Raw genomic sequence first — 23904 nt, forward strand, 5'->3', positions numbered from 1 at the left:
CCGTGAGGCTACACAGGCGGAGCGTACACAGGCGGAGCGGTCCTGCGGTCAGCGTTCGAGGACGGGGAGGACCGAGGGGGCGGCGGTCAGCGGGTGCGGGCCGGCGTCCGTGCAGGTCACCATGTCGCCCAGGCGCGCGCCGAACAGGTCCGGGACGTAGATCGCGGGCTCCAGGCAGAACACCGTGCCCGGTTCCAGCGGCGTGTCGTCGTCCGCGCGCAGCCGCGGCGCCTCGTCGGCGCCGAGCCCCACGCCCCGGCCCGCGGCCGGGGCCGCGTACCGGCCGTAGCCGCTGTCGTCGATGGCCTGTGCCACCGCCGACGCGACCGCCGAGGCCGTGGCGGGGTGCCGTGCCGCGGCCATCCCGGCGTGGTGCGCCGCCACCAGGACCGAGTACACGGCGTCGAAGTCCTCCGGCGGCTCGGCGACGGCGTACACCCGGGCCACCTCGGCGCAGTAGCCGTCCCAGCGCCCGCTCAGCGACACCACCAGCGCGTCCCCCGGATTGATCACCCGGCCGGACGGCGCGCTCCCCGGCTCGGCGGTGCCGGGCCCGGCCGCCACCCGCGCCGACAGCACCTCCTCGCACCCCGACTCCAGCGCCAGCACCCGCAGCCGGGTCGCCATGGCCCGTTCGGTGGCGCCGAACCAGGACAGCTCCCGGGCCTGGCCGAGCACCGACTCGGCGGCCAGCGCCGCGCGCTCGACCAGCGCGACCTCGTACGGCTCCTTGCGCAGCCGCAACGGCGCGAACACCTGCGCGGCCGGGACCAGCTCCGCCTCCACGGCCAGCCCGAACAGCTCCCGCACCCTCATCTCGGGGTCCACCCCCACCCGCCGCACCCCCGGCGGCAGGCAGGAGCGCGGGTCGGCGGTCTCGACGGCCGCGTCGGCCGTCACCACGAGGAAGCCGCCGCCGCGCCCGCCGAGGAAGCGGAAGTCCGGCGAGGGCCGCAGCACGACCGCGTCGATGCCCGCCGCCGCCATCCGCTCACGTACGGCGCCGAGCCTGCCGGGGACGGCCGCCTCCGGACCGGACGCCCATGGGCCCGGCGGGGGAGGCGGCGTCATGACGGCTCGTGCAGCCAGCAGGCGACCGGCCCGAACTCCGGCTCCTTGACCCGGCACACGTCCATCACCAGCGGGCACCGCGGGTGGAACCGGCAGCCCGGCGGCGGCTCGGCCGGGTCGGGCACGTCGCCCGGCAGCTCGGCCGGCAGCACCCCCATCCCGTCCGGCCTGGGGATCGCGCCCAGCAGGGCCCGCGTGTACGGGTGACGGGGGTCGGCCCACACCTCGGCGGTGTCGCCCACCTCGACGATCCGCCCCAGGTACATGACGGCGATCCGGTCGGCGATCAGCCGCACCACCGACAGGTCATGGCTGATGAACAGCAGCCCGGCCCCCGAACCGACCGCCAGGTCCCGCATGAGCGTGGCCACCTGCGACTGCGCGGAGGCGTCCAGCGCGGAGATCGGCTCGTCGCCGATGAGCAGCCGCGGCCGGGCCGCCAGCGCCCGCGCGATGGCGATCCGCTGCCGCTGCCCGCCGGAGAACTCGTGCGGGTGCCGGGAGGCGAAGTCACGCGGCAGGCCCACCCGTTCCAGCAGGTCGGCCGGGCTGCTCGCGGTGTCGCCCGCCACCCGCAGCCCGTCGGCGATCTGGTCGCCGACCCGGCGGCGCGGGTTCAGCGACGCGTACGGGTCCTGGAACACCATCTGGACCCCGGTCATCGTCCTGCGGCGCAGGCCGAGCGGCGTCACCGGCGTCCCCTCGAAGGCGATCGACCCCGAGGCGGCCCGGTTCAGCCCGCACACGGCGCGGGCCAGCGTGGACTTGCCGCAGCCGGACTCGCCGACCAGACCCACCACCTCGCCCGCGTTGACCTCCAGGCTGGCCCCGGCGACCGCCCTGACCACGGGCCGGCCGGGGGTGCGGTGCTCCACGACCAGATCGTCGATCTTCAGCAGGCTCCTCATGAGACCTCCGCGTCGGGCAGGGACGCCAGCAGCGTGCGCGTGTACGGATGTTCCGGCTCGCGCAGCACCCGCGCGCGCGGCCCGCTCTCCACGACCAGGCCGTCCTTCATGACGCTCACCTCGTCGGCGACCGCCGACATCACCCCCAGGTCGTGGGTGACCAGCAGCACCGCCAGGCCGAGTTCGTCACAGAGGCCGCGCAGCAGCCGCAGCACCCCCGCCTGCACGGTCACGTCCAGCGCGGTCGTCGGCTCGTCCGCGATGAGCACCCTGGGCGAGCAGGCCAGCGCCACCGCGATCGCGATGCGCTGCCGCATGCCGCCGGAGAACTGGTGCGGGTAGCGCCGGTAGGCCTCCGCCGCGCCCGGGATGCGTACCTTGCGCAGCAGCTCGATCGCCCGGTCCCGGGACTCGGCCCTGCCGAGGCCGAGGTGGTGGCGCATGTGCTCGGTGAGCTGCCTGCCCACCGTCAGCATCGGGTGCAGGCTGGTGGCCGGGTCCTGGAAGACCATGGCGACCTCGCCGCCGCGCACCTTGTTCAGCTCCTTGGGCGGCAGGGTGAGCAGCTCGCGCCCTTCCAGCGTGATGCCGCCGGTGACGCGCGAGCCGTGCGGCAGCAGCCCGAGCACGGCCAGCCCGGTCATGGTCTTGCCCGAGCCGCTCTCGCCGGCCAGCCCGTGCACCCGGCCGCGCGCCAGCGTCAGGTCCACGCCGCGCAGCACGTCCTTCCCGCCGATCGTCACCTTCAGGTCCGTGATCGCCAGTGTCACAGCGCACGCTCCTTGATCGCACGGGCGGTACGGGGGTCCAGGGCGTCGCGGAGCGTGTCGCCGAGGAAGTTGAACGCCAGCACCACGGTCAGGATCGCCAGGCCGGGGAAGGTGGCGACCCACCAGCTGTCGAACACCTCCACGCCCGACGACACCATCGCGCCCCATTCGGGCGACGGCGGCTTGGCGCCCAGGCCCAGGAACGACAGGCCGGACAGCAGCAGCAGCGCGGTGCCGATGTCGAGCGTGGCCAGCACCAGGATGGGACCGGTCACGTTCGGCAGCACGTCCACGCGCAGCGAGCGCCAGGCGGAGAAGCCCAGCAGCCGCCCGCTCAGCACGAACTCCCGCTCCCGCACGCCCAGCACCAGCCCGCGCGTGACCCGCGCGTACGCGGGCCAGGCCACCACCAGGACGGCCAGCACCGCGTTGGTGAGGCTGGCGCCCAGCGCCGCGGCGACCACCATGGCGAGGATCACCGTCGGGAACGCGAACACCAGGTCCGCCAGCCGCATGATTGTCTCGTCCACCCATCGGCCGAAATATCCGGCGCAGGCGCCGAGGAGACCGCCGATCAGCAACGACAACGCCACCAGCGCCAGGGTCAGCGGGATCGACACCCGCGCCCCGTGCATGACCCGGGACAGCACGTCCCGCCCGAGCTGGTCCGTGCCGAACCAGTGATCGGGCCCCGGCGGGGCCAGCCGGGGCAGCTCCTGCGCGAGCGGGTCGTGCGGGGCCAGCCAGGGCGCCGCCACCGCGATCACCAGCCAGGCCACCGCGATCACCACGCCGGACACGGCGAGCGGCTGCCGCCAGGCCTGCGGCAGCCGGGCCGTCAGCCCCTTGCGGGCCAGGGGGTCCCGCCTCATCGCAACCTCACTCGGGGGTCGATCACGCCGTACAGGACGTCCACGATCAGGTTGATGACCAGGTACACCACGCCCACCACCAGGCCGACGCCCATCACCGCGGGCAGGTCGAGCGTGGTCGCGCTCTTGAAGGCGTACTGGCCGATGCCCGGCCAGGCGAAGATGGACTCCACCAGCACCGTGCCGGACAGCAGGCTGCCGAACGCCAGGCCCGCCACCGTGATGACCGGCACCAGCGCCGAGCGCAGCACGTACCTGAACAGGACCACCCGTTCCGGCAGGCCCTTGGCGCGGGCCGCGCGCACGTAGTCCTGGCCCAGCACCTCCAGCACCGCCGACCGGGTGAACCGGGTCAGCAACCCGATCGTGTAGAGCGCCAGCACCAGGGCGGGCGTGATCAGGTGGCCGACGGCGGAACCGAACACGTCCCACTGGCCGGCCAGCAGCGCGTCCACCGTGTGCAGGCCGGTCACCGGGGGAGGCGCGCCGAGCGCCGGGTCCACCCGGCCGCTGCCCGGCGTGAGCCGCAGCCGGTAGAAGAACACGTAGAACGCCACCAGCGCCAGCCAGAACGTCGGCACCGAGATGCCGACCAGGCTCACCAGCCGCAGCAGGTGGTCGGAGAGGCGGTCGCGGCGCAGCGCGGCGATCACGCCGAACGCCACGCCGAGCACCAGCGAGACCAGGATCGCCGCGCCGGCCAGCTCCAGCGTGGCCGGCACCGCCTCGGCCAGGTCCTGGCTCACCGGCCGGTGGCTCTGCTGGCTGTCGCCCAGATCACCCTGGACCAGCCCCTGCAGGTACATGCCGTACTGCTCCCACAGCGGCTTGTCCAGGCCGTGCTCGGCCCGCCACTGCGCCACGATCTCCGGGTCGCTCATCGCCCGCTGGCCCAGGTTCGCCGCCACGGGGTCACCCGGTACGAGGTTCGTCAGCACGAACGTGACGACCGTGACCCCCCAGGCGAGGAGGACGGCCACCAGCACCCGGCGGATCAGGAACCGGGCCAGCGGCGGCAGCGCCTGCCGCCGGGGGCGCGGCGGCGCCACGGCCGCCACGCCCTTCACCGCGTCGCCGGACACCTCTACTCGGCGCCCAGGTCGGCGACGTCCACCTGCCACACCGGGTGGTACTCGACGCCGGTCACCGAGGCGGCCGCGACGATGTTCTGGCTCGGCTGGATGAGCGGGATGAACGGCCCGACCTTGTTCAGCTCGCGCTGCACCTCGTGGTAGGCCTGCGTGCGGGCGTCGTCACCGATGGCGGTCGCCGCCTTCGCGCCGAGCTCCTCCAGCTCCTTGGCCGCCCCGGTCTTCCAGCCGGCGCGCTCGCCGACGGTCTGGCCGGGCAGGAACGCCAGGTAGTCGTTCGGGTCCGGGTAGTCAGGACCCCAGTACCACAGGCCCATCTCCTCCTTGCCGTTGCGGTAGTTGTCCAGCGCCGTCGTCACGGGGGCGGGCTGGAGGTCCACCGTGATGCCGACCTCCTTGAGGTTGGCCTGGACGCGCTCGGCCAGCGGCTGGAACGACAGGCCGTTCACGGTCAGCTCGGTCGGGAACTCCAGCTTGACCGTCGGGTTGGACAGCCCGCTCTCGGCCAGCGCCGCCTTGGCGCCCTCGACGTCCCGCTCGACCGCGTCCGCGACCGGGAGCGCGCCGAGGATCTGGGACGGGATCACGCCCGGCGCCCTGGTCGAGCCCTCGCCGGCCAGCTCCAGCAGGCCCGCGTAGTCGACGCCCTTGCGCACCGCCTCGACGAACTTGGCGTTCGTCGTCACGTCGCTGATCTCCGGGTTCTGGTTGGCGAGCAGGAAGAAGACGTTCGCCGAGGCGGTCTTCTTCACCTGGAGGGTGTCCGGCATGTTCGTCACCTGGTCGCCGGACAGGTTCAGCGCCATCTGGCTGTCGCCGCGCTGCACGTTGAGCTTCTGGGTGGCCGACTCGACGTTGCGGATGACGACCTTGTCGTACGCGGGCTTGTCGCCGTGGTACTTCGCGTTCGCCTTCAGCACGACCTGGCTGCTCACGTTGAACGACTCGATCTGGTACGGGCCGGAGCCCGCCGAGTTGCCGTTCAGGTACTGCTCGGCCTTGTCCTGCGCGTCGGCGGTGCCGCCGTTCTCCTTGACCACGTCGCTGTTGAGGATGCCGAGCGCGGGGTTCGGCAGGATGTACGGCAGCGCCGCGTTGGCCTTCTCCGAGGTCATCGTGACCGTCGTGTCGTCGGTCTTGGCGATCTCCACGCCGTCCAGCAGGAACGACGGCGTGCCCTTCATGTCCCGGACGCGGGTGAGCGAGAACACCACGTCGTCGGCCGTGATGGGGGAGCCGTCGGCGAAGGTGACCCCCTGCTTGAGCTTGAGCGTCAGCACCTTGCCGTCCTCGGACAGCTCGTACGACTCGGCGAGGGCCGGGACCGGCTTGGTCACGTCAGAGCCCTCGAACGTGAGCAACGTCTCGTACGTGGCCTTGCCCACGATGAGACCGGTCGGCTCGTACGTACGCCCGGGGTCGGCCGTCTTCAGGTCGAAGGACGTGTCGATGACCAGGGTCTTGCCGCCGCTCTGGGGGGCGGAAGCCTGCTCTCCGCCGCTTCCGCAGGCGGCGAGGGCGAGCGCACCGGCGAGCAGTACTGCCGCCGTCTGCGAGCGGGTCGCCATGTGATGTCCTCCAAGTGGACGATTCGAACAGGAACGCCCAGGATTGTGCGGCAATCTGTCTTGGTTCCGTGCGGGCAGTGAGACGGATATACATAGATGAGAGGTAACAATGACTGAAATTTCCAGAAATGACGGTGTGGGTAGTAGCCAACCTGGACGGATCGGCATCGGTCTGGAACTGGACGCCACCCACCTGAAGATCCTTGAGGTGCTGCGCGAGAACGGCAGGATCTCGGTCGCCGCACTCGCCGAACGCGTGGGCATCTCCCGGGCGAACGCCTACACGCGCTTCGAGGCGCTCCGCGCCGAGGGCGCCATCAGGCGCTTCACCGCCGAGGTGGACTCGGTCAAGACCGGGCTGGGCATCACCGCGCTCATCTTCGTGACCGTGCGGCAGCAGATGTGGAAGCAGTTCAGGGCCGAGTTGGCGCGCATGCCGGAGGTCGAGTACTGCGCGATCACCACCGGGCAGCACGACGCGATGATCCTGGTCAGGATGGCCGACGTGGCCGGGGTGCACGCCATGGTGACCGGCCGGCTGGCCAACATCCCGGCGGTGAAGGCCACCGAGACCGTGTTCATCCTGGACGAGGTGCTCAAACGGCCCTACGTGCTGCCGAGCGACCGGGAGAAGGCGCGCCCCGCCCGGCGGCCGGTCCCCGAGAACCCGGGGGACGTGCCGCTGGGCAAGATGCGCTTCGTCCAGGCCGCCGAGGGCAGGGCGGCGCTGCGCGAGGACGGATGAGGGCTCAGACGACCTCGGTGCACACGCTCACGTGCGGCGTGTCGTCGCCCGCGAACATGAACTCCTCCACCAGGCGCAGCCTGCCGTCCGGCTCCTTCTCCATCCGGCTGTCACTGCGCCCGGCCGCCACGCCGCCCGCCACCAGCGCGTGCACGTACGAGATCGAGATCCGGTCGTCCTTCCGGGTGCCGACGAAGCGGCCGACGGTCACGGTGTCGCCCGTGTAGCTGCCCCACACCACGCCGTCCTCCTCCCAGTACTCGAACTCCGTAGGCCCTTCAGGGTCCACCTTGCTCGCCGTCGAGCTCACCATCACGAATCTGCGGCCGTTGAGTAGGTTCACGCGCCCATCGTGAGGCCTGCCCGGCGACGGCCGTCACCCGGCTGGACGGATCGCGCGCCGCCGGGCGGCCGGGCGGCGATCCGTCCAGCCGGACCCGGCGATTCCTTGGCTATCGCCGGAACATCGCTTAGGGTGATGGTCAACTCACTGCCAGTAACGAGGAGATCGTCAATGGTGGCGTACGTGCTAGCGGTCCTGGCGGCGGTGGGCCTCGTCGGGGCCGCCGCCCTCATGTTCCGGCTGGCGGGCAAGGGCACGGACGACCGCGGCCCCGGCGGGCTGACGGCCGGGCACGCCGGGGCCATGGTGTCGGCGCTGTTCCTCCTGGTCTTCGCGATCGCCGTCGTCGTCCCGTGGACCACCGCCGACGCGGCCAGGCGCAACACCCAGGCCGAGAGCCGCGCCGTGGTCGACGCCTACTGGGCCGCCGCCGGCCTGCCGTCCGTCATGGTGGGCCCGGTCCGCACCGGCCTGCGCGAGTACGTGACGTTCGTCGTGGAGGACGAGTGGCCGCTGATGGCCCGCGGCCGCCTCGACCCGATGGGCGGCGTCCGGCTCGACGAGCTGCGTTCCCGGATCACCGAGCTGGCGTCAGGGGACGAGGAACAGCGGGAGGCCCGCGCCGCCCTCCTCGGCCAGCTCGGCGCCATCGGCGCGGCCCGCGCCCAGCGCGCCGCCGACGCCGCCGCCACCCCGCCGTCCGGGCTCCTGGCCCTCACCGTCCTGACCGGGATGGCGGTGATCCTCCTGCCGTTCCTCGCGGGGGCCCGGCCACGCGGGACGACGCTGGTGCCGCTGGTGGCGATGGCCGCCCTGCTGGGCCTCGGCGTCTACCTGACCTGGGACATCACCCGCGCCTTCGACGGCCCTCTGGCGGTGACCCCGGACGCCTACACCACGGCGTTGCACGAGTTCGCCCGCATCACCGGAGGCGTCTGACATGCCCCGCCTCCTGCCTCCGCTGCTCTTGGCGATCACCCTGCTGACGCTGCCGGCCTGCCGGCCTGCCCACCCGGCCGCCCAGGAGCCCGCTCCACCGGCCCTCGGCGCGGCCCCCGGGTCACCGGCCGGATCCGCCGGGCCGCCGGTCGTGGCGCGGCCGCACGGGCAGGCGTCCGTGCGGCGGGTTCCGGGCATCAGGCTGGTGGCCGCGGCGCTGGAACACCGGCGCGCTGGGCCGGGCGGCCGGACCCCCCGCGCCTTCGGGTTCGCCCGGGCAGCGGACACACCGTCCCAAGCAGCGGGACCCCGTGGGGATCTGCCGGGGGACGTCGAGCTGGGTGCGCGGCTCGGGCGGTGGGCCGGTGGGAGCGCTGGGCGTGCCGGACGCCGAGCCGTGGTGCCCGACGCGGGGCGGTTGGGGAGGCGGGCCGAGCGGATCGCCGGGAGACCGGCCAGGGGGGCGCGATCCCTGGTCGGCGAGGCTCGGGTGCGGCTGCCGGGGGTGTCCGTCGGGCCGGGCGAGGTGAAGGGGAAGAGGCGGCCCCGGCCCGTTGTGTCGGTGCCGGACGTGCGAGTGTACGACGACGCCGTGTGCGTCGATCCTCCTCGCGCCCACGTCCACGTCGGCCGGTGCGGTGTCCGCCGGCAGCCCGGCCCCGTGACCACCCCCGCCCACGAGAACCCCCGGCGCGCGCCACTGGCCGCCACGCCCGCCACGCCCGCCGCGGCACCCACCCCGACCCCAGCCGAGGCCGAGCCGAGCCCCACCTCCCGGATGATCGTCGCCGAGCGCCCCGTGACGCCACCACGGCCCAGCCCGCTCGGGACCATCCTGCTGATGGTGGTGCTGACGACAGCGATCGCCGCCGCGACGGCCGTAGCCTTCGGCGTCCTCAGGTGACCGGCACTCCGCCACGACGGTGAGCCTGGGGTGTGGCGGGAAGTCGTGCGGCAGGTACTTCCAGGCGATCCCCGTCCGGTCCCCATACAAGATCGCCTCGAAAATATCCCGCAGGTCGTCCCTGAACCTGCGTTTGCGTGCGGGTCAGGGACTCGGCCCTTAGCCTCTTTTGTCCGCGCAGCAGGGCAGGAGACGGCCTGAGCGGGTTGTCGGGCGCTCCGCGCCCGAGATTGGGGCCTATCACAGCGTCCACCCCGCCAAGGAGTGCCCCAATCTGACCCCGGTCCACTGGCACCCCGGTGCTTCTCGCGCCGCTCGTGTCCGTGTGCGTGCCTACACCTGCGACTGTCTGCCGGTCGTCTTCGAGCTCTGCGTCGCCGGCGACTTTGCCTTCGTGCGCCGTCACGAACGTTCGATCGGCCGCCTGGTCGTCGTTGAAAGCGAGTGGGAGACGTGGCGTCGAACCGAAGAGCTCTGGACCGCGATCTTGAGGGGTGAAGCAGGCTAGAAGGACGCCACGCCGGTATCCAGTAGCACCGCTGTCACGTTGCGCTACTGACGCGTGACGGCATGTTCCGCAGGTCGAAGGCCGACCTGCGGATCGGCGTCCCCGTGCGCTGCCGCAGGGTTCCTGGCCTGCGTCGTGCTCGGCGTCTGGTCGAATGCCTGGGGTGACGGCGGCTCCCCGAGGAGTTGAAAGGGGCGACGGAATCAACACAGCAGGTGAGTCCGGCAGGGAAGCCGGTCGTATCGATCCCCCCGTCGCCAGCGCCTACGGTCATTGCGTCAGCCTCGACCGAGCCGAGCCCGAGGCTGCGGCTGTGAAGAGCGCGAAGCGCGCACGGGCAGAATCCTCAGGCGTGGCGCATTCTCTGAGGCATCGCGTGGTCCGGGCCGAACCGCGTAGGCAGCCCTCCACATCCGCGGGCCGGGATAAAGCGACTGAGAGCAAGGACGCGCCTCGTCGCGTCAGGAAGACTTTGGCCTCTCTGATCGCCGCGCGGTGCGACGAGTTGTTCCCGGCTTCCCGCCCTGCGTTCCGTGTGCGTAACCAGCTGTGCCATCGAATCTACGGCCAATAGTCATCGTCATCGTCGTCATCGTCGTCATCGTCGAAGCCGGCGATCCATTCCTCGATGTACCTCGCCCCTTCCTTGGCGAGGACTACGGCCTCCCTCGGGGCTGGGCCGAGGGAGTCGACGAGATTTCCGGGGTCGACGGGCCGTCCGGGGGTCACCAGGTAGCAGGACAGGCCTGTGCTCATCTGGCGGGCCATCGAGGAAACGAACGCGTTCCGGCGGAATCTGTTGCACAGCAAGAGCAGGCCCTGGCGCTCAAGTTCCTGCCTCAACTCCGTCAGCGGGTCCTCGAAGTCCACGGGCGAGCGGAACACCAGAGGCGGAGCGTTCTGCCGGTCGAAGCGAAGCTCGCAGATCTCGTCATCTTCGAGGGCCCGTGGGGTCACGACGCAGGGCAGGAGTGACTCATCTGCGAGGTTGACCAGTTCGAGCTTGTACATGCGCCGTGCCCCGCTGAGAGTTCCGCTACCGGCATGGTCGTACGTGCTCAGCTTCCCAAACGTGGGTTGATCGCCGGGCACGAATAGCCATGCAATGCCGTTGTTGGTGAATTAGGTGAATCCGGGTGCGGTGAGAGGTATGGTCCGGACGTGTATCGAGGCGCGGGACTACTTGGAGTTGCTGCTGTGTTGGCCTGTCTCGCCGCGGTGACGGCGTGTACGCCGGACCCTGAGAAACCGACGTTAGAAGCGGCTGTCCAGCAGCTCGTCCGCGATGGCGACGAACTTCTCGCATCCTATGAACTCAAACAGGTCGGTGAAGCGAAGGTTACTGAGCGAGCAGAGAAAGACCAGACGGGGTCATGTGTGCCCGGCGAGGTACAACGGTTCTTCCGGGCCGAGGGCGACATCGTGGGTCGGCATGCGGCCTTCAACGCGGCAGGTCTCATACAGAACAGGTTGGCGTTGATGGGTTACGACGAGTTCGTCGACGACCTTGACCTGCGCGATCAGAACCTTGCTGTGGCCGTGGCACGTGATCCGGCGACCGACGTGACGTACGTTGTGACAGTTCAGCTCGCGCAGAAGCCGAATATTCGAATCGTCGGAAAGACCGCGTGCTACGAGTCGTCAGGATAAAGTCTAGGTCACCATGCATCAGGGCTGTTGGCTGCCGCCTCTCGAAGCTGATCGGCTCTCCGGCGGAGGTTGCGGGCGGTCGCCACGCATGCCTGCTCCAGTTCGCGAGTTTCCTGCTTGAGCCGATTCGCGCGAGCGGTGAAATCGTCAGCGGCCGGGCCCTTCCAGGTCAGGTTGCTCGCTTCTTGGTTGGTCGGCACCCCCTCGAACACGATGGCGAGTTGCCTGGCGTACCGCTCCATGCGATCCGCCAGAGCCGCCTTGGCCATCGCCTCACGTAACAACTCTTGCTTGGTAGGTAGGGGAGTACTCATGATCAGCCCCCGTACTCATCAAGCGCTTTGATGAGAGGGTCGGCAAGAGATCCGTAGAACTCGCGGAAGATCCGTTCCCGGTCCTCGGCCGTGAGAAGCGGTTGATCGTGTAACTCCAGTGAGGCGGCGACGATCAGCACCTGCTGATTGACCAGCAGCTTGGCAAGCTCTTTCACGTCTTGTGGACCATCGCCGGCGAGAAACTCAGCGATACGCTCAGCCACGGCTTCTTTCGCAGCGTCGAGTCCGACATCCCGCGCGGTCGCCGCCGCTGCGTCGGCCATGTCTCCCCAGGCGTTGACGGCGTACGAGACAGGCAGTAACGCGATACTGGCGGCCCACTCGGCGTACTCTTTCCTGCTCAGCCGTGCGTAGCTCAAGCCGCCGAGTAGGAGACTGCTCACTCCGCCCAGTCGCGCGCTGAGGCGGGTGTACTCGGCACGCTCGGTAGCTCGGTCGCTGAATGGATGGAAGCGGCCGATATCCAACCCCCACCCGTACTTCGGTAATTCGTCCAGGAGAATCTTCCTCGCTGCGGAGTCCTGCATGATCGCACCGATAAATCGTGATGCGACGTCGGGACGAAGCTTGTCCCAGGGCGGTTGCGGTGTCAGATGCTTATCCAGGTTGACCGATGCCTCCCTGGCATGGACGAGACCGAGTTGCGAGATGTAGGGCAGGACGTTTCGGGCGAGCACTTGGTTGATCGGCGAGTTCCTCAGAGCATCGAAGTGACCGCCGGTTCCGTGGCTACCGTCGTATCCCAGCCCGTTCACGAGATTGAACCAGGCTCGCGCGCGCGTGCCGCTGTCGCCCGTGGAAGGCCTCAGCGCCTTGTCGAGAACCCCGGCGAGTTGCTTCTCGAACTCGGGCGGCAGACCGTTGAGCTTGACGCGATTGGGATGCAAGAGTGCAGCCGCCGCGGTCTTGTCCTCGGCGAGAAGTTGCTGTAGCGCTTCCGGGTTGGCGGCGTATGCGTTGATCAGCGCCTGGAGGTTCCAGTCGGCATCAGAAAAATCGGGCGGTGCGCCACTTCGCGGCGTGTTGAGGACGCGCTTCGCCACTTGGTTGAGGAGCGTTGTCGATTGCTTCGCCAGAGCCGTAAGGGCGGTCAGGGCGTCGAGTTCGACAGCGTCAACCAGGGCCTTGCGTGATCTGTCATCCAGCCTGCCGGCGGTGTCCGCGTTCGCGAGAGCGTTCGCGAGCACCCCGAATGTGGACGTGCCGCGCTTGAGCTCTTCGGGTGGCACACCTCGCTTGCGGCCGACCGCGTTGGCGTCTCGCCAGCGGCGGAACAGGTCGTCCAGACCGGCCGGACCGATCGCGCTGATGAGCGCTGCGGCGAAGGCCGGATCGTGGATCTTGTCCTTGGCGGCTCTCATGGCCGCTTCGACCTTCTGCCAGGTCTGGGGGAGGTCGGCCGTGGCCGGGTCCGACAGAGGCTGCATGATGGCTGCCGCTGCGTCCTTGCCCGCCTGCGTTGCCGCGGCCTCGCTGGCGAAGCTGAACTGAGCGGTCAGCCACTGGCCGTTGCCGGATGGGCCGTTGTGCATACGAGAGATGGTGTCGATCCGCCACTTCAGATCCCGTTGGGCGTCGTGAAAGAAGTGCCAAGCTCGATGCATGGCGGTGACGCCCTGGCCCCCGGCCCAGTCGGGACCGGCGTCAGCGATGTCCGTCTCAAGGCCGGGACGCGTCTGACCAAGCACGTTTTTGCCGGACTCCATCTGCTTGATCAGGAGGCCCACCCGTTCGGGGTTGAGGCCGACGAACTCCATGCAACCCTCCCGTAGGCGTGGTTACAAGGCGGCGGCACCAAGCGTAACGGCGTCCTCGTCGAAAGTGGTGCGGCCAGGTCATATCGGCATGAGTACGGAAAGTCCTCGTATGGACCGCAACGGTGTCTGTCACGGCTCTCGGAGCAAGACCGGTTCCGCTCGCCCGGACACTCAGGATGTGCGACGCGACATGGGGAAACGCCCTCAAGATCATCCCCGTATATCCCCAAATCAAGCGCCGCCATCTGGCCGGGCCCGCACAGGCTCGCCTGCAGCCCTGCCGGATACGTGGCGAAGTCCGCAGGGCGGTCGGTCGGATAGCCGGAGCGTACGAAGAGACCCACAGGGGTGGCGCCGCGCGACACCAGCCAGAACGCGGCTCGCATCCACGACTTGATCGGCGCGTCGCCCCAGAACTGCCGATCAGCGCGAGGCCGTGACCGACGCGGGCGACTCGGCCGCCGCCCATACCGCGGCCGAGCATCTGATCGAGTGAGCCACGAGCGCCGCAGGACCGCCCGGCCGGCACGTCGGAGCCGATCGCGCCGGCCCCGTAGTCAGCCGGCCGATGACGGAGGCGCCGTAGCCGTGCATCTCCACGACGGCCCCGGTGCGAAGGGTCAGATGCTGGAGTGGCGTCCGGTCAGGTCGCAGCTCTGGCCGCGCTCCAGGTAGATCACACGGTCGGCCAGTCCCCAGCGTTCCGTCTCGTCCTTGAAGTCGCTCAGCGGCGAGGCGAACGCCGCGTAGTCGTCGAAGTGGACCGGCAGCATGGAGGCGGCGTCGACCAGTTCGGCGTAGCGTGCGCCCTGCTCGCCGTCCATCGTGACCGTCATGCCGAGCAGCTTGGTGCCGCCGAGGTGGATGACGGCGAGGTCGATGTCGGGGAAGCGGCGCGGGATCGCGTCCAGGTGCCGGTCCATGATGGTGTCGCCGCTGATGAGCAGCCTCAGGTCCGGCAGTCCGTCCGGATCGTAGAACTCCAGCATGCTGCCCATGACCGGCGGCAGCAGCCTCTCGACCGGGCCGCGCGCGTGACGGGCCGGCAGTGCGGTGATCGTCACCGAGCCGCCGGGGCCGCGCAGTTCGTGCTGCTGCCACGTGCTCACGCCCACCGTCCGGCTGAACCCTTGCCGGCTGAGCCGCGACGCCGCGTGCCGGGTGGTCACGATCTGCGTGTCCCGGTCGAGGTGTCGGCGGGTCACACGGTCCCAGTGGTCGCCGTGCAGGTGTGACAGCACCACCGCGTCGAGCGGCGGCAGTTCGTCGATGCTCAGCGCCGGCTCGGTGAGCCGCTTGGAGGTCAGCCCGTAGCCGAGGTAGGCGCGCTGGCCCCGGTGCAGGAAGTTCGGGTCGGTGAGCAGGTTGAACCCGTTGTAGCGGATCAGCGTGGTGGCGTTCCCGATGAACAGCAGGCTCCCCCGGCCGGTGGCGGGCATGACGTCCTCTCTCGTACGGCGGATCGGTCAAATCAGGAAGGGTGCGGGGGCTGCTGGCCCGGAGGGACGCCGCCGCCTTTTCCTCCGCCCTTGCGGCCCTTGTCCGTGCCGTGGGCGTGACCGCCCGAGCCGCGCCGCTTCTCGGGGATGGCCTGGGCCGAGTCGGTGTCGGTGGCCCCTTTGCCGGACCTGCGAAGCTCCGGCTGCTGTGGCTTCACCATGAGATTTGTCACCTTTCGTGCGGTAAGTCACCACCTGCCACCGATGGGAAGAGCCAAACACGTCGGCGCGTCAACGAGGAGTGAGCCCGTGGAGACACGTGGTGACCACGCGCCCGGCGAAATCAGGCGGAACCCGGAGCTCGCCGGCTGGGGCGCCGGCGAGCAGATGAGGCAGGACCAGCTCATGACAGGCCCCGACCACCATGGTGGCCGCTGCCTCGGGATCGGCCTGCGCCGCGACCCTCCCGGCAGCCTGCTCGGCCCGCAGGTAGCGCGCCAGCTGCCCGCGCAACCCGCCGTCCGGTCCGCCGGCGTGGGCGCCGGGGAGTGTGGGGCCGCCGCCGAGCGCGGCGAAGCGGGCCAGGATGTCGGGCCGGCCCAGGAGGCCGGCGAAGGCGGGCAGGATCGCCAGGTGCAGGGCCACCCCGTAGTCGACGTACGCCCGCAGGTTGGTCTCCAGATCGCCTTCGCCGGGGCCGCGAGGCAGCGGGGGCAGGCCGCGCTCGACCGTGCGGACGTGCGCCAGCAGCGCCCGCGCGATCAGCTCCTCCTTGTCGGCGAAGTGGTTGTAGAGCACCCCGTCGGCCACCCGTGCCTCCTTGGCGATGGCCCGCACGGTCAGCCCGGCGGCACCGTCCCGGGCGATGAGCCGTTCGGCCGCCGCGATGAGGTGGCCGGGCAGCGTCTCGCTCCCGGGGACCGCGGCCGCCCTGCGCGGGCTCACGGCCGTACCGCGGTGATCAGGTTGGCCAGGCCGCGCAGCCGCACCGCGCCCGCGCGCTCGTACGGGCGAAGGGCGGGTTCGAGCGCGGCGGTGGCGCGCTCGACGGCGGCGGGGTCCGCGACGAGGGAGAGCCGGTAGCGGATCGGTCCCCAGGCGGCGAGGAACGCGGCGGCGTCAGCCGCGTCGCGCCCCCACACCTGGTCGGCCTCCACCGGCGTCACCGTCACCTCGCCGAACCCCGCGGCGGTGAACACCTCCTCGACGCGGGCCGGGTCGCCGAGGGAGCCGGGGGAGGTGCCGTCGGGGGACTCGGGCGGCGGCGGCAGGTGCTCCGCCATGGCGCCGATCACCGTGTTCAGCTCGGGGATCGTGCGCAGGCTGAGGAACGCCACCCGCCCGCCCGGCGTCAGCGCGCTGCCGACGTTGCGGAAGGCGGCCACCGGATCGGCGAAGAACATGACGCCGAACCTGCTGACGGCCAGCTCGTACGCGCCTGCGCCGAAAGCGTGCACCTGCGCGTCGCCCCTGGTGAAGGTCACGTTGGCGACCCCTTCCGCGGCGGCCAGCTCGCGCGCCCTGGCGAGCATGGGCGCCGACAGGTCGATCCCGGTGGCCGCCCGGCCCCGCCGGGCCGCCAGCCGGGTGACCTGCCCGGTGCCGCAGCCGAGGTCGAGCACCCGGTCGTCCGGGCGCACGAACCGCAGCAGGTGCTCGTTGTAGGCGCCGTTCATGGCGTCGTAGCGGTCGTGGTGGCTGGCCCAGTGCTCGCCCTCGTAGCCGTTCCACGCCTCGGCCTGGTGCGTGTTGACGATCGTCATGGCCCCTCCTGGATGAACGAACGTTCATGAACACGTATTCACAACATATCCTGCCACCACAGCCCTTATGCGGATAAATCATGAATGGCTTCAGGTGGACCAAAGATCCCCTACTATCGTGGCTCGATAGTGGGCACGCCCCCGGTCGTGCGTTTCGGGACCGGTGACGCGCGTCCTGCGGCAAGCGGCAAAGGAGAAGCGTGGCGGTTGCGTTCCCCGCCGGTAGGCGGCGCGCCCCCCTCCGAGCTCTCGGCACCACAGCGCTCACGACGGTCCTCTGCGCCGCGCTGACCGCGGCCCTGGCGCCGCCCGCGCTCGCGGACCCGAAGCCCACGGTCAAGCGGCTGGAGAAGGAGCTGGCGGACCTGCGCAAGGAGTCCGACAAGCTCATCGAGGACTACTACCACGGCCGCCGCGAGCAGCAGCGGGCGGAGCAGGCCGAGAAGGCCGCCCGCGAGAAGCTGGCCGAGTCCCAGGCGGTGTTCGACCGGCACGCCACCGAGCTGCGCGCCATGGCCGTCGGCCAGTACATGTACGGCGGCTCCGAGAGCATGTCGCTGTTCACCGGTGCCGAGGACCGCGACGCGCTGATCCGCCGGCTGGCGCTCACCCGGCACCTCGTCGACGAGCAGGAGGCCACGCTGTCGGGCTTCGCCCAGGTCCGGGACGGCCACCGGCAGGCCAAGGAGGAGGCCGAGGCCCGCGCGGACGAGCTGGCCGCCGGCGTGAGGGAGCTTGAGGACCGGCGCGAGAAGGCCGAGCAGACGATCGAGAAGATCAGGGACAAGATCGACCAGTTGCACCACGCGCCCGGCCGCCGCGCCGACGGCACGTTCGTGCCGCAGCTCCCCGACGGGCCGGACAACATCACCCCGCGCATGCGCCTGGTCAGGGACCTCATCGAGAAGCGCTTCGGGAGGGGGCCGGGGATCGGCTGCTACCGGCCCATCCAGGACGGCGGGGAGCATCCGCTGGGCCGCGCCTGCGACTTCATGCTGAGCCGGGGCGGCGCCTTCCCGTCCCCGGCGGAGGTGCAGCGAGGCCACGAGATCGCCGCCTGGGTGATCAAGAACGGCCGGCGGCTCGGCATCATGTACGTCATCTACCGGCAGCGGATCTGGCACGTCAGGACGGGAGCCTGGCGCATGATGACCGATCGCGGCGGTACGACGGCCAACCACTACGACCATCCCCACGTCTCGGTCTACTGAGCGCGCGCCCCTGACGCCCTCCGGCGGCGGTGCGGCCCCGGGAACACGGTGCGCAGGAAAGCCGGAGAACCGTGCGGGCGAAGACGGCCGGGACTCCTACCGGACCCGGCCGCGCGCCTTGAGCCGGGTGGCGGGCAGCGCCGGGGCGGGCAGCGGCGCGCCGTCGTAGCCGTGGACCACGCCGAACCCCTCGCCCTCCATCCACTCCTTGCGGAATCCGGCGATCTCGTCGTGGTCGCGGCCGACGAAGTTCCACCACATCACGATCTCCTCGGCGAACGGCTCGCCGCCGACGAGCAGCACCCGCCCGTTCCCGCGCACCCGCACGCGGTCACGGCCGGGCGGCACGTAGCGCAGCGGGCCCGGCCGCAGCGGGGCGACGTCCCCGTCGAGCAGCAGCAGCCCGTGCTCGTACGCGGGGTCGAGCGGCAGCTCGGCGTCCCCGTCGATCGCGATCTCCGCGCCCGCGATCGGGCTGTAGGCGGTCGCGGGCGAGCGCACCCCGCCCAGCGCGCCCAGGAACACCGTGGCCGCGAAGCCGGGCCCGGTCAGCACCGGCAGCGTCGCGTGATGCTCGAAGTCCGGGGCGACCCGCCGGTGCTCGCCGGGCAGCGCCACCCACAGTTGCACCCCGTGCAGCACGCCCGCCCGGGACTCCTCGGAGTGGGAGATGCCGCGCCCGGCCGTCATCAGGTTGAGGCTGCCGGGCCGGATCGCCTGCAGGCTGCCCAGGCTGTCGCGGTGCAGCACCTCGCCGGTCACCAGCCAGCTCACGGTCTGCAGGCCGGTGTGCGGGTGCGGCGCGACCCGCATCTCCGCCTGCTCGGGGCCGTAGGCGTCGACGAAGCACCACGCGCCGATCATGCGCCGGCGCACGTGGGGGAGGGTGCGGGTGACGGTCATGGCGCGCGGGCCGCCCAGCGGCACCGCGCGTCCTTCCAGAATCTCGCCGTCCTCGCCGCCGTCTTCGCCGCCGCAGAGGATGGCGCGCGGGTCGGCTTCCAGGTTGCTCACGTTCCGACTGTACGAGGCGCGCCCAGCATTTCCCACCAGCCGTCGGGGGCGGGGACGGCGGCGGTGTCCACGGCCTGGCCCGGCCGGGGCACCACGAACGGCACGTCACGGGCCTTGGCCTCACGCCACAGCCGGTCGACCGGCTCCGCCCACGGGTGGGTGGCGAGGGTGAACGTCGCCCAGTGGACCGGCAGCATCAGCTTCCCGCCCAGGTCGAGGGTGGCGTTGACCGCCTCCTCCGGCGTCATGTGGACGTCCGGCCAGGACGGGCTGTACGCGCCGATCGGCATGATCGTCAGGTCGAACGGGCCGTGGGCCGCGCCGATGCCCCGGTAGCCCTCGAAGTAGCCGGAGTCGCCCGCGTAGAAGACCCGCTTGGTGGCGCCGGCCACCGCCCACGAACCCCACAGCGTCTCGTTGCGGGTGAACGCCCGGCCGGAGAAGTGGCGGGCGGCCGTGGCCGTGAACCGCAGCCCGGCCACCTCCGCCTCCTCGTCCCAGTCGAGCTCGACGACGCGGTGAGCGGGCACGCCCCAGCGTTCCAGATGGGCGCCGATGCCCAGCGGCACCAGAAACGGCGCCTCCTGGGAGCGGGTGAGCGCGCGCACCGTGGCCTGGTCGAGATGGTCGTAGTGGTCGTGGGAGATCACCACGGCGTCGACCCGCGGCAGCCCGGCGAGCGGCACCGGGACCGGGTGGTGCCGCACCGGCCCGACGAGCTGCGAGGGTGAGGGCCGGCGGCTCCACACCGGGTCGAACAGCACCCGCCTGCCCTCGATCTCCACCAGCGTGGACGCGTGCCCGTACCAGATCGCGCGCAGCCCGGAGGCGGGGGGCGGGTCCGACGGCGGCACCCGGACCGGGACCGGGCCGGGCGGGCGGCGCAGGTGCCTGTCCCTGAACAGCTCGGCCAGCACGCCGACGGGCGGCGCGGTCATGAGCGTGACCGGCTCCGGCATGGGGTTGAAGAAGACGCCGTCGCGAAAGCGCGGCGAGCGCCGCATCCGCTCCGCCCGGCCGGGCCCCGAGGTCAAGGGCCGCGCCCCCAGCTCGGCGGGGACCCCGCGCAGGGCCCAGGCCGCGGCCGCGAGGACGGAGCCACCCGTCAGGACACGCCGTAACGTCCGCAATCCCGCCATGCTCACCCTCCCCTGGAAAGTCCTCCCCACCGAGAAACCCGGCGGGAGGTCCCCGATGTTCCCGGCCGCGGACCCCGTCGCGGGTCAGTCGAGCAGCGCGCCGCCGGCCTGCCCGGCCCACAGCGCCCGGGAGACCGCCTGCGGATCGTCCACGTCGGCCGGTTCGACGTCGAACAGGTGGGTCGTCGCCGACCCGGGCTCGTACCGGGGCCAGCCCGGGTCGCCGGTCGCGGCGAAGCGCACCCACGCGGTGCGGAACTGCTCCGACATCCGCTCCCGGTGCGGCGCGTCGCCGATCATCATGGCGGCCATCTCGCCGTCGGTCGTGCCGAACACCAGCGGCACGTCCAGCCCGTGGCAGGCGCCCAGGAACGGGGTGGGCGCCCAGGTCAGCTCGTAGAGCCAGGCCGGGCCCCGGTGCGCCTCGGCCAGCAGCGTGCTCGGCATCCGGAACAGCCAGTCGGACATGAGCAGCAGGTAGGCCTCCTCGTCGCCGCCCGGCGCCGCCTCCCGGTACGCCGCCCCGGCGCCCGGCGGGGCCAGCCGCTCCAGCGCCCCCGGCAGGTCGACCGTCCGTCCGCCGTTCATCGCGTGGAAGGTGCGGTACTCGTCGCGGTTGTAGCCGCTGATCAGCTCCACGTCGCGCGCCGCGCCGCCGCGCAGCGCCTGCCAAGGCAGCTCGGGCAGCACCTCGCCGTCCACCACCGGCGCGAACGGGATCGCGGCGCTGCCCAGCAGCCCCCACCGGTCGTGGCGGCCGGTCAGCTCCTCCCGCGCGAACTCCGACGCCGCGCTCACCATCAACTCCGGCGGCACGTCGTGCGGGGAGCCGCCGCCGGCCCTGGCCATGATCGCGTCGGTGACCCGGGCGGCCAGCGCGGGGGAGAGGAACACCCCGGGGACGCTCTGCGCGATGGCCCGGCGGAACAGGCCGGCGGCCGACGGCATCGCCATCAGGCACGCCACCGACCCGGCCCCCGCCGACTCGCCGAAGACCGTCACGTTGCCCGGGTCGCCGCCGAACGCCGCGATGTTGTCGCGCACCCAGCGCAGCGCCGCCACCTGGTCGAGCAGCCCCCGGTTCGCCGGGGCGCCCGGCACCTGGCCGAACCCCTCCATGCCCACCCGGTAGTTGAGCGTCACCACCACGACGCCGTCGCGGGCCAGCAGGGTGCCGTCGTACTCGGGCCAGTCGGCCGAGCCCATCCAGTAGGCGCCCCCGTACAGCCAGACCATGACCGGCAGGCCGGAACCGCCGGGGTCGGGCGTCCACACGTTCACCGTCAGGACGTCGAGCCCGGCGGCGGGATCCCAGACCGGCTGGCCGGGGAGCATCGTCGGCTGCGGCGGGCGCGGCCCGAACCGGGTCGCCTCGAAGGTGCCGTCCCACCGGCCGGCCGGTTCGGGGGCGGCGAACCTGAGCGGGCCGAACGGGCTCTTCGCGTACGGGATGCCGGTGAAGACGGCGACGCCGTCGCGCTCGGACCCGCTGACCTGACCGGTGCTGATCGTCGGCATGTCCTTCAGCCTAACGCGCCTGGCGGCCCTCCTCCGGGCGCGGCCACGGGTTCGGCCGGCAGCCGCGCAGCGCCTTTGACTGCTGCATCATGACCGGCGCCGGGCGGCCCCGCCCCGGGCAGCCGGCGTGCCGGTGGCCGAGCGCGTGGCCCACCTCGTGGCTGATCACGTACGAGCGGTAGGCGGCCAGGTCGCCGCGGTACTGGGGGACGCCCTCGGCCCAGCGGCGCGCGTTGACGACCGTCCGGGAGCCGTTCCAGCAGGACAGGTCGCCGCCGGTGCGCAGCGGCCGGCACACGCGGTCGGTGAGCAGCGGGCTGGACAGCGCGACCCGCAACCGCACCGGCGGCCGGTCCACCCGCCGGAACCGGCCCCACCCGCGCCGGTCGTTGAGCGTCCGATGCACCTCGGCCGCGAACGCCCGCGGCTCGAACGGCAGCCCCCACTCCACCTCCACCAGGTAGCGGATCACCCGGCCGCGCCCCGGCCCCGGCGGAGCCCCGCCGGGCACGACCGCGTACCGTCCCGAAGCCCGCTGCGGGACGCTCGGCGGCGCGCTCGGCACCGGCAGGCTCGTCTGAGGACCGGGCGGCACACCCGGATCAGGCGGCAGGCCGGGGTCCGTGGGCAGGCCGGGGTCTGAGGGCAGTCCGGGGTCCGTGGGCAGGCCCGGGTCCGGCGGCACGCCTGGGAGGGGGCGGCTCGTCGCCGGGGGAGCCGGCGACGGGCCGGCCGGGACCGACCCGGAGCACGCCGTCACCAGGACGAGCAGAACCGGCACCATCACCGACGCGCGCACCGACGCCTCCCCGCGAACTCATGGCGGGGAGGTCACAGAACGTACCCATTTCGTCACCGCTGTACCGGGTCGCGACCCCGGAGACGGTCAGCGCGGCGGCGGGCGGTAGGCGTCGACGTCGATCGGCGGCTCCTCGCCCAGCGCCAGCCCGGCCGCCACCCGCCCGGCGAACGGCCCCGCCGTCAGGCCGTACGCGCCCAGCCCCGTCGCCACGACCACCCGGTCGGTCAGCGTCCCGATCAGCGGCGAGCCCTGCGCGTACACCGGCCGCAGCCCCACCCGCGTCTCGGTCACCGTCGCCCCGAACAGGCCGGGCGCCACCCGCAGGCCCGCCTGCAGCACCTCGTCCAGCCCGCCCATGGTGACCCACGGCGCGAACCCCACGTCCTCGATCGTCGCCCCCACCACCACCCGCGAACCCGGGAACCCGAGCAGGTAGGGACCGACGTGCGGCAGCACCATCGGCCAGCGCGAGGTGTCCACGCCGTCCAGCGTGGCGTGCACGATCTGACCGCGCCGGGGGAACACCGGCAGCTCGACGCCGAGCCCCCGGCACACCTCCCCGGTCCATGCCCCCGCGGCCACGATCACCGCGTCCGCGTGGAGCGGCACCCCGTCGTCGCCCCCGACCTGCTGCTCCTGCCCGGCCTCGCCGCCGGCCACCGCCGCCTCCGCCACGTCCGCCGAACCGTCCGCCGAACCGGTCTCCGCCAGGACCTCGCCGTCCGCCCGGTACGCCGAACCGGCGGGGGCGCCCTGCCGCCAGGAGTTCCGGTCGTACGGGACCTCCGGCGCCGCCGGGGCCCGGCCGCGCGCGTCCGACGCGCGGGCGGCGCGGAGCAGCACGCCGCCGTCCCCGGTGAGCGTCGCCGTCCCCGTACGGAGCTCGGCGCCGTGCCGGACCGCCGCGCGCAGGAGCGCGGAGCGCACCGCCAGCCCGTCCACCCGCGCCGCGCCCGGCACCAGCAGCGCGCTCAGGTCCTCGGCCAGCGGCGGGAACAGCGTGGACGGCGCGGCCACGTCCACGACCTCCCCCATGTCCGGCGCCTCGGCGTACCGCCGCGCCAGCAGGGCGCGCACCGGCTCCAGGTCGGCCGGGTCCTCGGCCACGAGCAGCGCGCCCACCCGCGTGTACCCCATGCTCTCGCCCAGCGCCGACACCAGCTCCGGGTAGTAGCGGGTGCCCTCGCGGGTCAGCCGGTACCAGGCGTCGTCGTCGGGATGGTCGACCCACGGGCACACGATCCCGGCGCCCGCCTGGGTCGCCTGCCCCGCGTACTCCCCGTCCACCACCGTCACGGACACGCCGCGCCCACTCAGCCAGTGAGCCGCGGCGGCCCCGACGATGCCGCTCCCGATGACCGCAACACGCATGCCCCCCATGATCCCAGCCGCGTTACTGTCGGGGGCATGACAGTCGTACTCGTCGGCACGCTCGACACCAAGGGCGAGGAATACGGATGGCTGCGTGACCGGCTGATCGAGCTCGGCCAGGACGTCCTGATGATCGACGCGGGCGTCGCCGCCCCGGGCGTGTCGTACCCCGTCGACCACCCCAAC

25 protein-coding genes and 1 pseudogene are annotated in these 23904 nt (G+C 71.9%); 6 read left to right on the forward strand and 20 right to left on the reverse strand.

All coding sequences use genetic code 11. The annotated features are described in order from the left end of the window. Positions 1–48 precede the first annotated feature (48 nt). From OUY22_RS13835 to OUY22_RS13860, 6 genes are read right to left on the reverse strand one after another with little or no spacing between them, the layout of a single operon-like run. Positions 49–1071 (reverse strand): M24 family metallopeptidase, encoded by a 1023-nt coding sequence (locus tag OUY22_RS13835; RefSeq protein WP_270155315.1) that lies wholly within the window; start codon positions 1069–1071, stop codon positions 49–51. Then, positions 1068–1979, reverse strand: a complete 912-nt coding sequence (locus OUY22_RS13840) for an ABC transporter ATP-binding protein (RefSeq protein ID WP_270155316.1) — start codon at positions 1977–1979, stop codon at positions 1068–1070. Before OUY22_RS13840 ends, OUY22_RS13835 begins: the two co-directional genes overlap by 4 nt. Further along, positions 1976–2749: an ABC transporter ATP-binding protein gene (locus OUY22_RS13845; RefSeq protein WP_270155317.1), complete on the reverse strand. Its 774-nt coding sequence runs from the start codon at positions 2747–2749 to the stop codon at positions 1976–1978. Before OUY22_RS13845 ends, OUY22_RS13840 begins: the two co-directional genes overlap by 4 nt. Next, positions 2746–3621 carry an ABC transporter permease gene (locus OUY22_RS13850; protein ID WP_270155318.1) on the reverse strand — a complete coding sequence of 292 codons (876 nt, stop codon included), beginning with the start codon at positions 3619–3621 and terminating at the stop codon, positions 2746–2748. Before OUY22_RS13850 ends, OUY22_RS13845 begins: the two co-directional genes overlap by 4 nt. Next, positions 3618–4703, reverse strand: coding sequence for an ABC transporter permease (locus OUY22_RS13855; protein WP_270155319.1), 1086 nt, complete (start codon positions 4701–4703; stop codon positions 3618–3620). The genes OUY22_RS13850 and OUY22_RS13855 overlap by 4 nt, the downstream gene beginning before the upstream one ends. Positions 4704–4705: 2 nt before the next feature. Continuing rightward, the gene (locus OUY22_RS13860) at positions 4706–6280 is read right to left on the reverse strand and encodes an ABC transporter substrate-binding protein (protein ID WP_270155320.1); all 1575 of its coding nucleotides are present in this window, start codon (positions 6278–6280) and stop codon (positions 4706–4708) included. Between the two features lie 136 nt (positions 6281–6416). Between OUY22_RS13860 and OUY22_RS13865 the strand changes: the two genes are divergently transcribed. After that, a complete protein-coding gene (locus OUY22_RS13865; protein ID WP_270155321.1) occupies positions 6417–7025 on the forward strand; it encodes an Lrp/AsnC family transcriptional regulator in 609 nt (202 codons plus the stop codon). Between the two features lie 4 nt (positions 7026–7029). On the opposite strand, the gene OUY22_RS13870 is transcribed toward OUY22_RS13865, so the two are convergent. Next, positions 7030–7368, reverse strand: coding sequence for a hypothetical protein (locus OUY22_RS13870; protein WP_270155322.1), 339 nt, complete (start codon positions 7366–7368; stop codon positions 7030–7032). Positions 7369–7539: 171 nt separating this feature from the next. Here OUY22_RS13870 and OUY22_RS13875 point away from each other — a divergent pair, with 171 nt between their 5' ends. Together OUY22_RS13875 and OUY22_RS13880 are read left to right on the forward strand one after the other, a co-directional pair. Beyond that, the gene (locus OUY22_RS13875) at positions 7540–8307 is read left to right on the forward strand and encodes a bestrophin-like domain (RefSeq protein ID WP_270155323.1); all 768 of its coding nucleotides are present in this window, start codon (positions 7540–7542) and stop codon (positions 8305–8307) included. A 1-nt stretch (position 8308) separates the two neighbouring features. Beyond that, the gene (locus OUY22_RS13880) at positions 8309–9211 is read left to right on the forward strand and encodes a hypothetical protein (RefSeq protein ID WP_270155324.1); all 903 of its coding nucleotides are present in this window, start codon (positions 8309–8311) and stop codon (positions 9209–9211) included. Between the two features lie 30 nt (positions 9212–9241). Here the strand turns inward: OUY22_RS13880 and OUY22_RS13885 are convergent. Both OUY22_RS13885 and OUY22_RS13890 read right to left on the reverse strand, forming a co-directional pair. Continuing rightward, a pseudogene (locus OUY22_RS13885) lies at positions 9242–9328 on the reverse strand (transposase); the annotation flags it as partial. 952 nt (positions 9329–10280) lie between these two features. After that, positions 10281–10730, reverse strand: coding sequence for a hypothetical protein (locus tag OUY22_RS13890; protein ID WP_270155325.1), 450 nt, complete (start codon positions 10728–10730; stop codon positions 10281–10283). Positions 10731–10880: 150 nt separating this feature from the next. Here OUY22_RS13890 and OUY22_RS13895 point away from each other — a divergent pair, with 150 nt between their 5' ends. Next, positions 10881–11369, forward strand: a complete 489-nt coding sequence (locus tag OUY22_RS13895) for a hypothetical protein (RefSeq protein WP_270155326.1) — start codon at positions 10881–10883, stop codon at positions 11367–11369. A gap of 8 nt (positions 11370–11377) precedes the next feature. Here the strand turns inward: OUY22_RS13895 and OUY22_RS13900 are convergent, their stop codons facing one another. From OUY22_RS13900 to OUY22_RS13925, 6 genes are all read right to left on the reverse strand, one after another. After that, a complete protein-coding gene (locus OUY22_RS13900) occupies positions 11378–11653 on the reverse strand; it encodes a hypothetical protein (RefSeq protein WP_270155327.1) in 276 nt (91 codons plus the stop codon). A 32-nt stretch (positions 11654–11685) separates the two neighbouring features. Continuing rightward, on the reverse strand, positions 11686–13461 hold the full coding sequence (locus tag OUY22_RS13905) for a hypothetical protein (protein ID WP_270155328.1): 1776 nt from the start codon (positions 13459–13461) through the stop codon (positions 11686–11688). A gap of 620 nt (positions 13462–14081) precedes the next feature. Further along, positions 14082–14900: an MBL fold metallo-hydrolase gene (locus OUY22_RS13910; protein ID WP_270155329.1), complete on the reverse strand. Its 819-nt coding sequence runs from the start codon at positions 14898–14900 to the stop codon at positions 14082–14084. Between the two features lie 32 nt (positions 14901–14932). Further along, positions 14933–15121 carry a hypothetical protein gene (locus tag OUY22_RS13915; RefSeq protein WP_270155330.1) on the reverse strand — a complete coding sequence of 63 codons (189 nt, stop codon included), beginning with the start codon at positions 15119–15121 and terminating at the stop codon, positions 14933–14935. Positions 15122–15191: 70 nt separating this feature from the next. Beyond that, the gene (locus tag OUY22_RS13920; protein WP_270155332.1) at positions 15192–15845 is read right to left on the reverse strand and encodes a TetR/AcrR family transcriptional regulator; all 654 of its coding nucleotides are present in this window, start codon (positions 15843–15845) and stop codon (positions 15192–15194) included. Then, positions 15842–16663, reverse strand: coding sequence for a class I SAM-dependent methyltransferase (locus OUY22_RS13925; RefSeq protein WP_270155333.1), 822 nt, complete (start codon positions 16661–16663; stop codon positions 15842–15844). The genes OUY22_RS13920 and OUY22_RS13925 overlap by 4 nt, the downstream gene beginning before the upstream one ends. Positions 16664–16863: 200 nt before the next feature. Between OUY22_RS13925 and OUY22_RS13930 the strand changes: the two genes are divergently transcribed. Further along, complete coding sequence (locus OUY22_RS13930) at positions 16864–17874, forward strand: coiled-coil domain-containing protein (protein ID WP_270155334.1); 1011 nt, start codon at positions 16864–16866, stop codon at positions 17872–17874. A 96-nt stretch (positions 17875–17970) separates the two neighbouring features. Here the strand turns inward: OUY22_RS13930 and OUY22_RS13935 are convergent, their stop codons facing one another. The 5 genes from OUY22_RS13935 to OUY22_RS13955 form a co-directional block, all read right to left on the reverse strand. Continuing rightward, positions 17971–18888, reverse strand: a complete 918-nt coding sequence (locus OUY22_RS13935; protein ID WP_270155336.1) for a pirin family protein — start codon at positions 18886–18888, stop codon at positions 17971–17973. Next, a complete protein-coding gene (locus OUY22_RS13940) occupies positions 18885–20027 on the reverse strand; it encodes an MBL fold metallo-hydrolase (protein WP_270155337.1) in 1143 nt (380 codons plus the stop codon). The genes OUY22_RS13935 and OUY22_RS13940 overlap by 4 nt, the downstream gene beginning before the upstream one ends. An 84-nt stretch (positions 20028–20111) precedes the next feature. Next, positions 20112–21545 (reverse strand): carboxylesterase/lipase family protein, encoded by a 1434-nt coding sequence (locus OUY22_RS13945; RefSeq protein WP_270155338.1) that lies wholly within the window; start codon positions 21543–21545, stop codon positions 20112–20114. Between the two features lie 10 nt (positions 21546–21555). Beyond that, positions 21556–22344 (reverse strand): DUF3152 domain-containing protein, encoded by a 789-nt coding sequence (locus tag OUY22_RS13950; RefSeq protein WP_270155339.1) that lies wholly within the window; start codon positions 22342–22344, stop codon positions 21556–21558. Between the two features lie 87 nt (positions 22345–22431). Then, on the reverse strand, positions 22432–23718 hold the full coding sequence (locus tag OUY22_RS13955; RefSeq protein WP_270155340.1) for an NAD(P)/FAD-dependent oxidoreductase: 1287 nt from the start codon (positions 23716–23718) through the stop codon (positions 22432–22434). Between the two features lie 36 nt (positions 23719–23754). On the opposite strand from OUY22_RS13955, the gene OUY22_RS37005 reads away from it, so the two are divergent. After that, on the forward strand, positions 23755–23904 hold a 150-nt coding region (locus OUY22_RS37005; protein WP_270155341.1), incomplete at its 3' end, for a Tm-1-like ATP-binding domain-containing protein.

The sequence above is a fragment of the Nonomuraea corallina genome (genome assembly GCF_027620315.1).
Lineage (GTDB): Bacteria > Actinomycetota > Actinomycetes > Streptosporangiales > Streptosporangiaceae > Nonomuraea > Nonomuraea corallina.

Bases quoted from the DNA above. Each gene is read 5' to 3' on its own strand.
- OUY22_RS13835 (WP_270155315.1), bottom strand. From the start codon at position 1,071: ATGACGCCGCCTCCCCCGCCGGGCCCATGGGCGTCCGGTCCGGAGGCG.
- OUY22_RS13840 (WP_270155316.1), bottom strand. From the start codon at position 1,979: ATGAGGAGCCTGCTGAAGATCGACGATCTGGTCGTGGAGCACCGCACC.
- OUY22_RS13850 (WP_270155318.1), bottom strand. From the start codon at position 3,621: ATGAGGCGGGACCCCCTGGCCCGCAAGGGGCTGACGGCCCGGCTGCCG.
- OUY22_RS13860 (WP_270155320.1), bottom strand. From the start codon at position 6,280: ATGGCGACCCGCTCGCAGACGGCGGCAGTACTGCTCGCCGGTGCGCTC.
- OUY22_RS13875 (WP_270155323.1), top strand. From the start codon at position 7,540: ATGGTGGCGTACGTGCTAGCGGTCCTGGCGGCGGTGGGCCTCGTCGGG.
- OUY22_RS13880 (WP_270155324.1), top strand. From the start codon at position 8,309: ATGCCCCGCCTCCTGCCTCCGCTGCTCTTGGCGATCACCCTGCTGACG.
- OUY22_RS13890 (WP_270155325.1), bottom strand. From the start codon at position 10,730: ATGTACAAGCTCGAACTGGTCAACCTCGCAGATGAGTCACTCCTGCCC.
- OUY22_RS13905 (WP_270155328.1), bottom strand. From the start codon at position 13,461: ATGGAGTTCGTCGGCCTCAACCCCGAACGGGTGGGCCTCCTGATCAAG.
- OUY22_RS13910 (WP_270155329.1), bottom strand. From the start codon at position 14,900: ATGCCCGCCACCGGCCGGGGGAGCCTGCTGTTCATCGGGAACGCCACC.
- OUY22_RS13915 (WP_270155330.1), bottom strand. From the start codon at position 15,121: ATGGTGAAGCCACAGCAGCCGGAGCTTCGCAGGTCCGGCAAAGGGGCC.
- OUY22_RS13925 (WP_270155333.1), bottom strand. From the start codon at position 16,663: ATGACGATCGTCAACACGCACCAGGCCGAGGCGTGGAACGGCTACGAG.
- OUY22_RS13940 (WP_270155337.1), bottom strand. From the start codon at position 20,027: ATGGCGGGATTGCGGACGTTACGGCGTGTCCTGACGGGTGGCTCCGTC.
- OUY22_RS13945 (WP_270155338.1), bottom strand. From the start codon at position 21,545: ATGCCGACGATCAGCACCGGTCAGGTCAGCGGGTCCGAGCGCGACGGC.
- OUY22_RS13955 (WP_270155340.1), bottom strand. From the start codon at position 23,718: ATGCGTGTTGCGGTCATCGGGAGCGGCATCGTCGGGGCCGCCGCGGCT.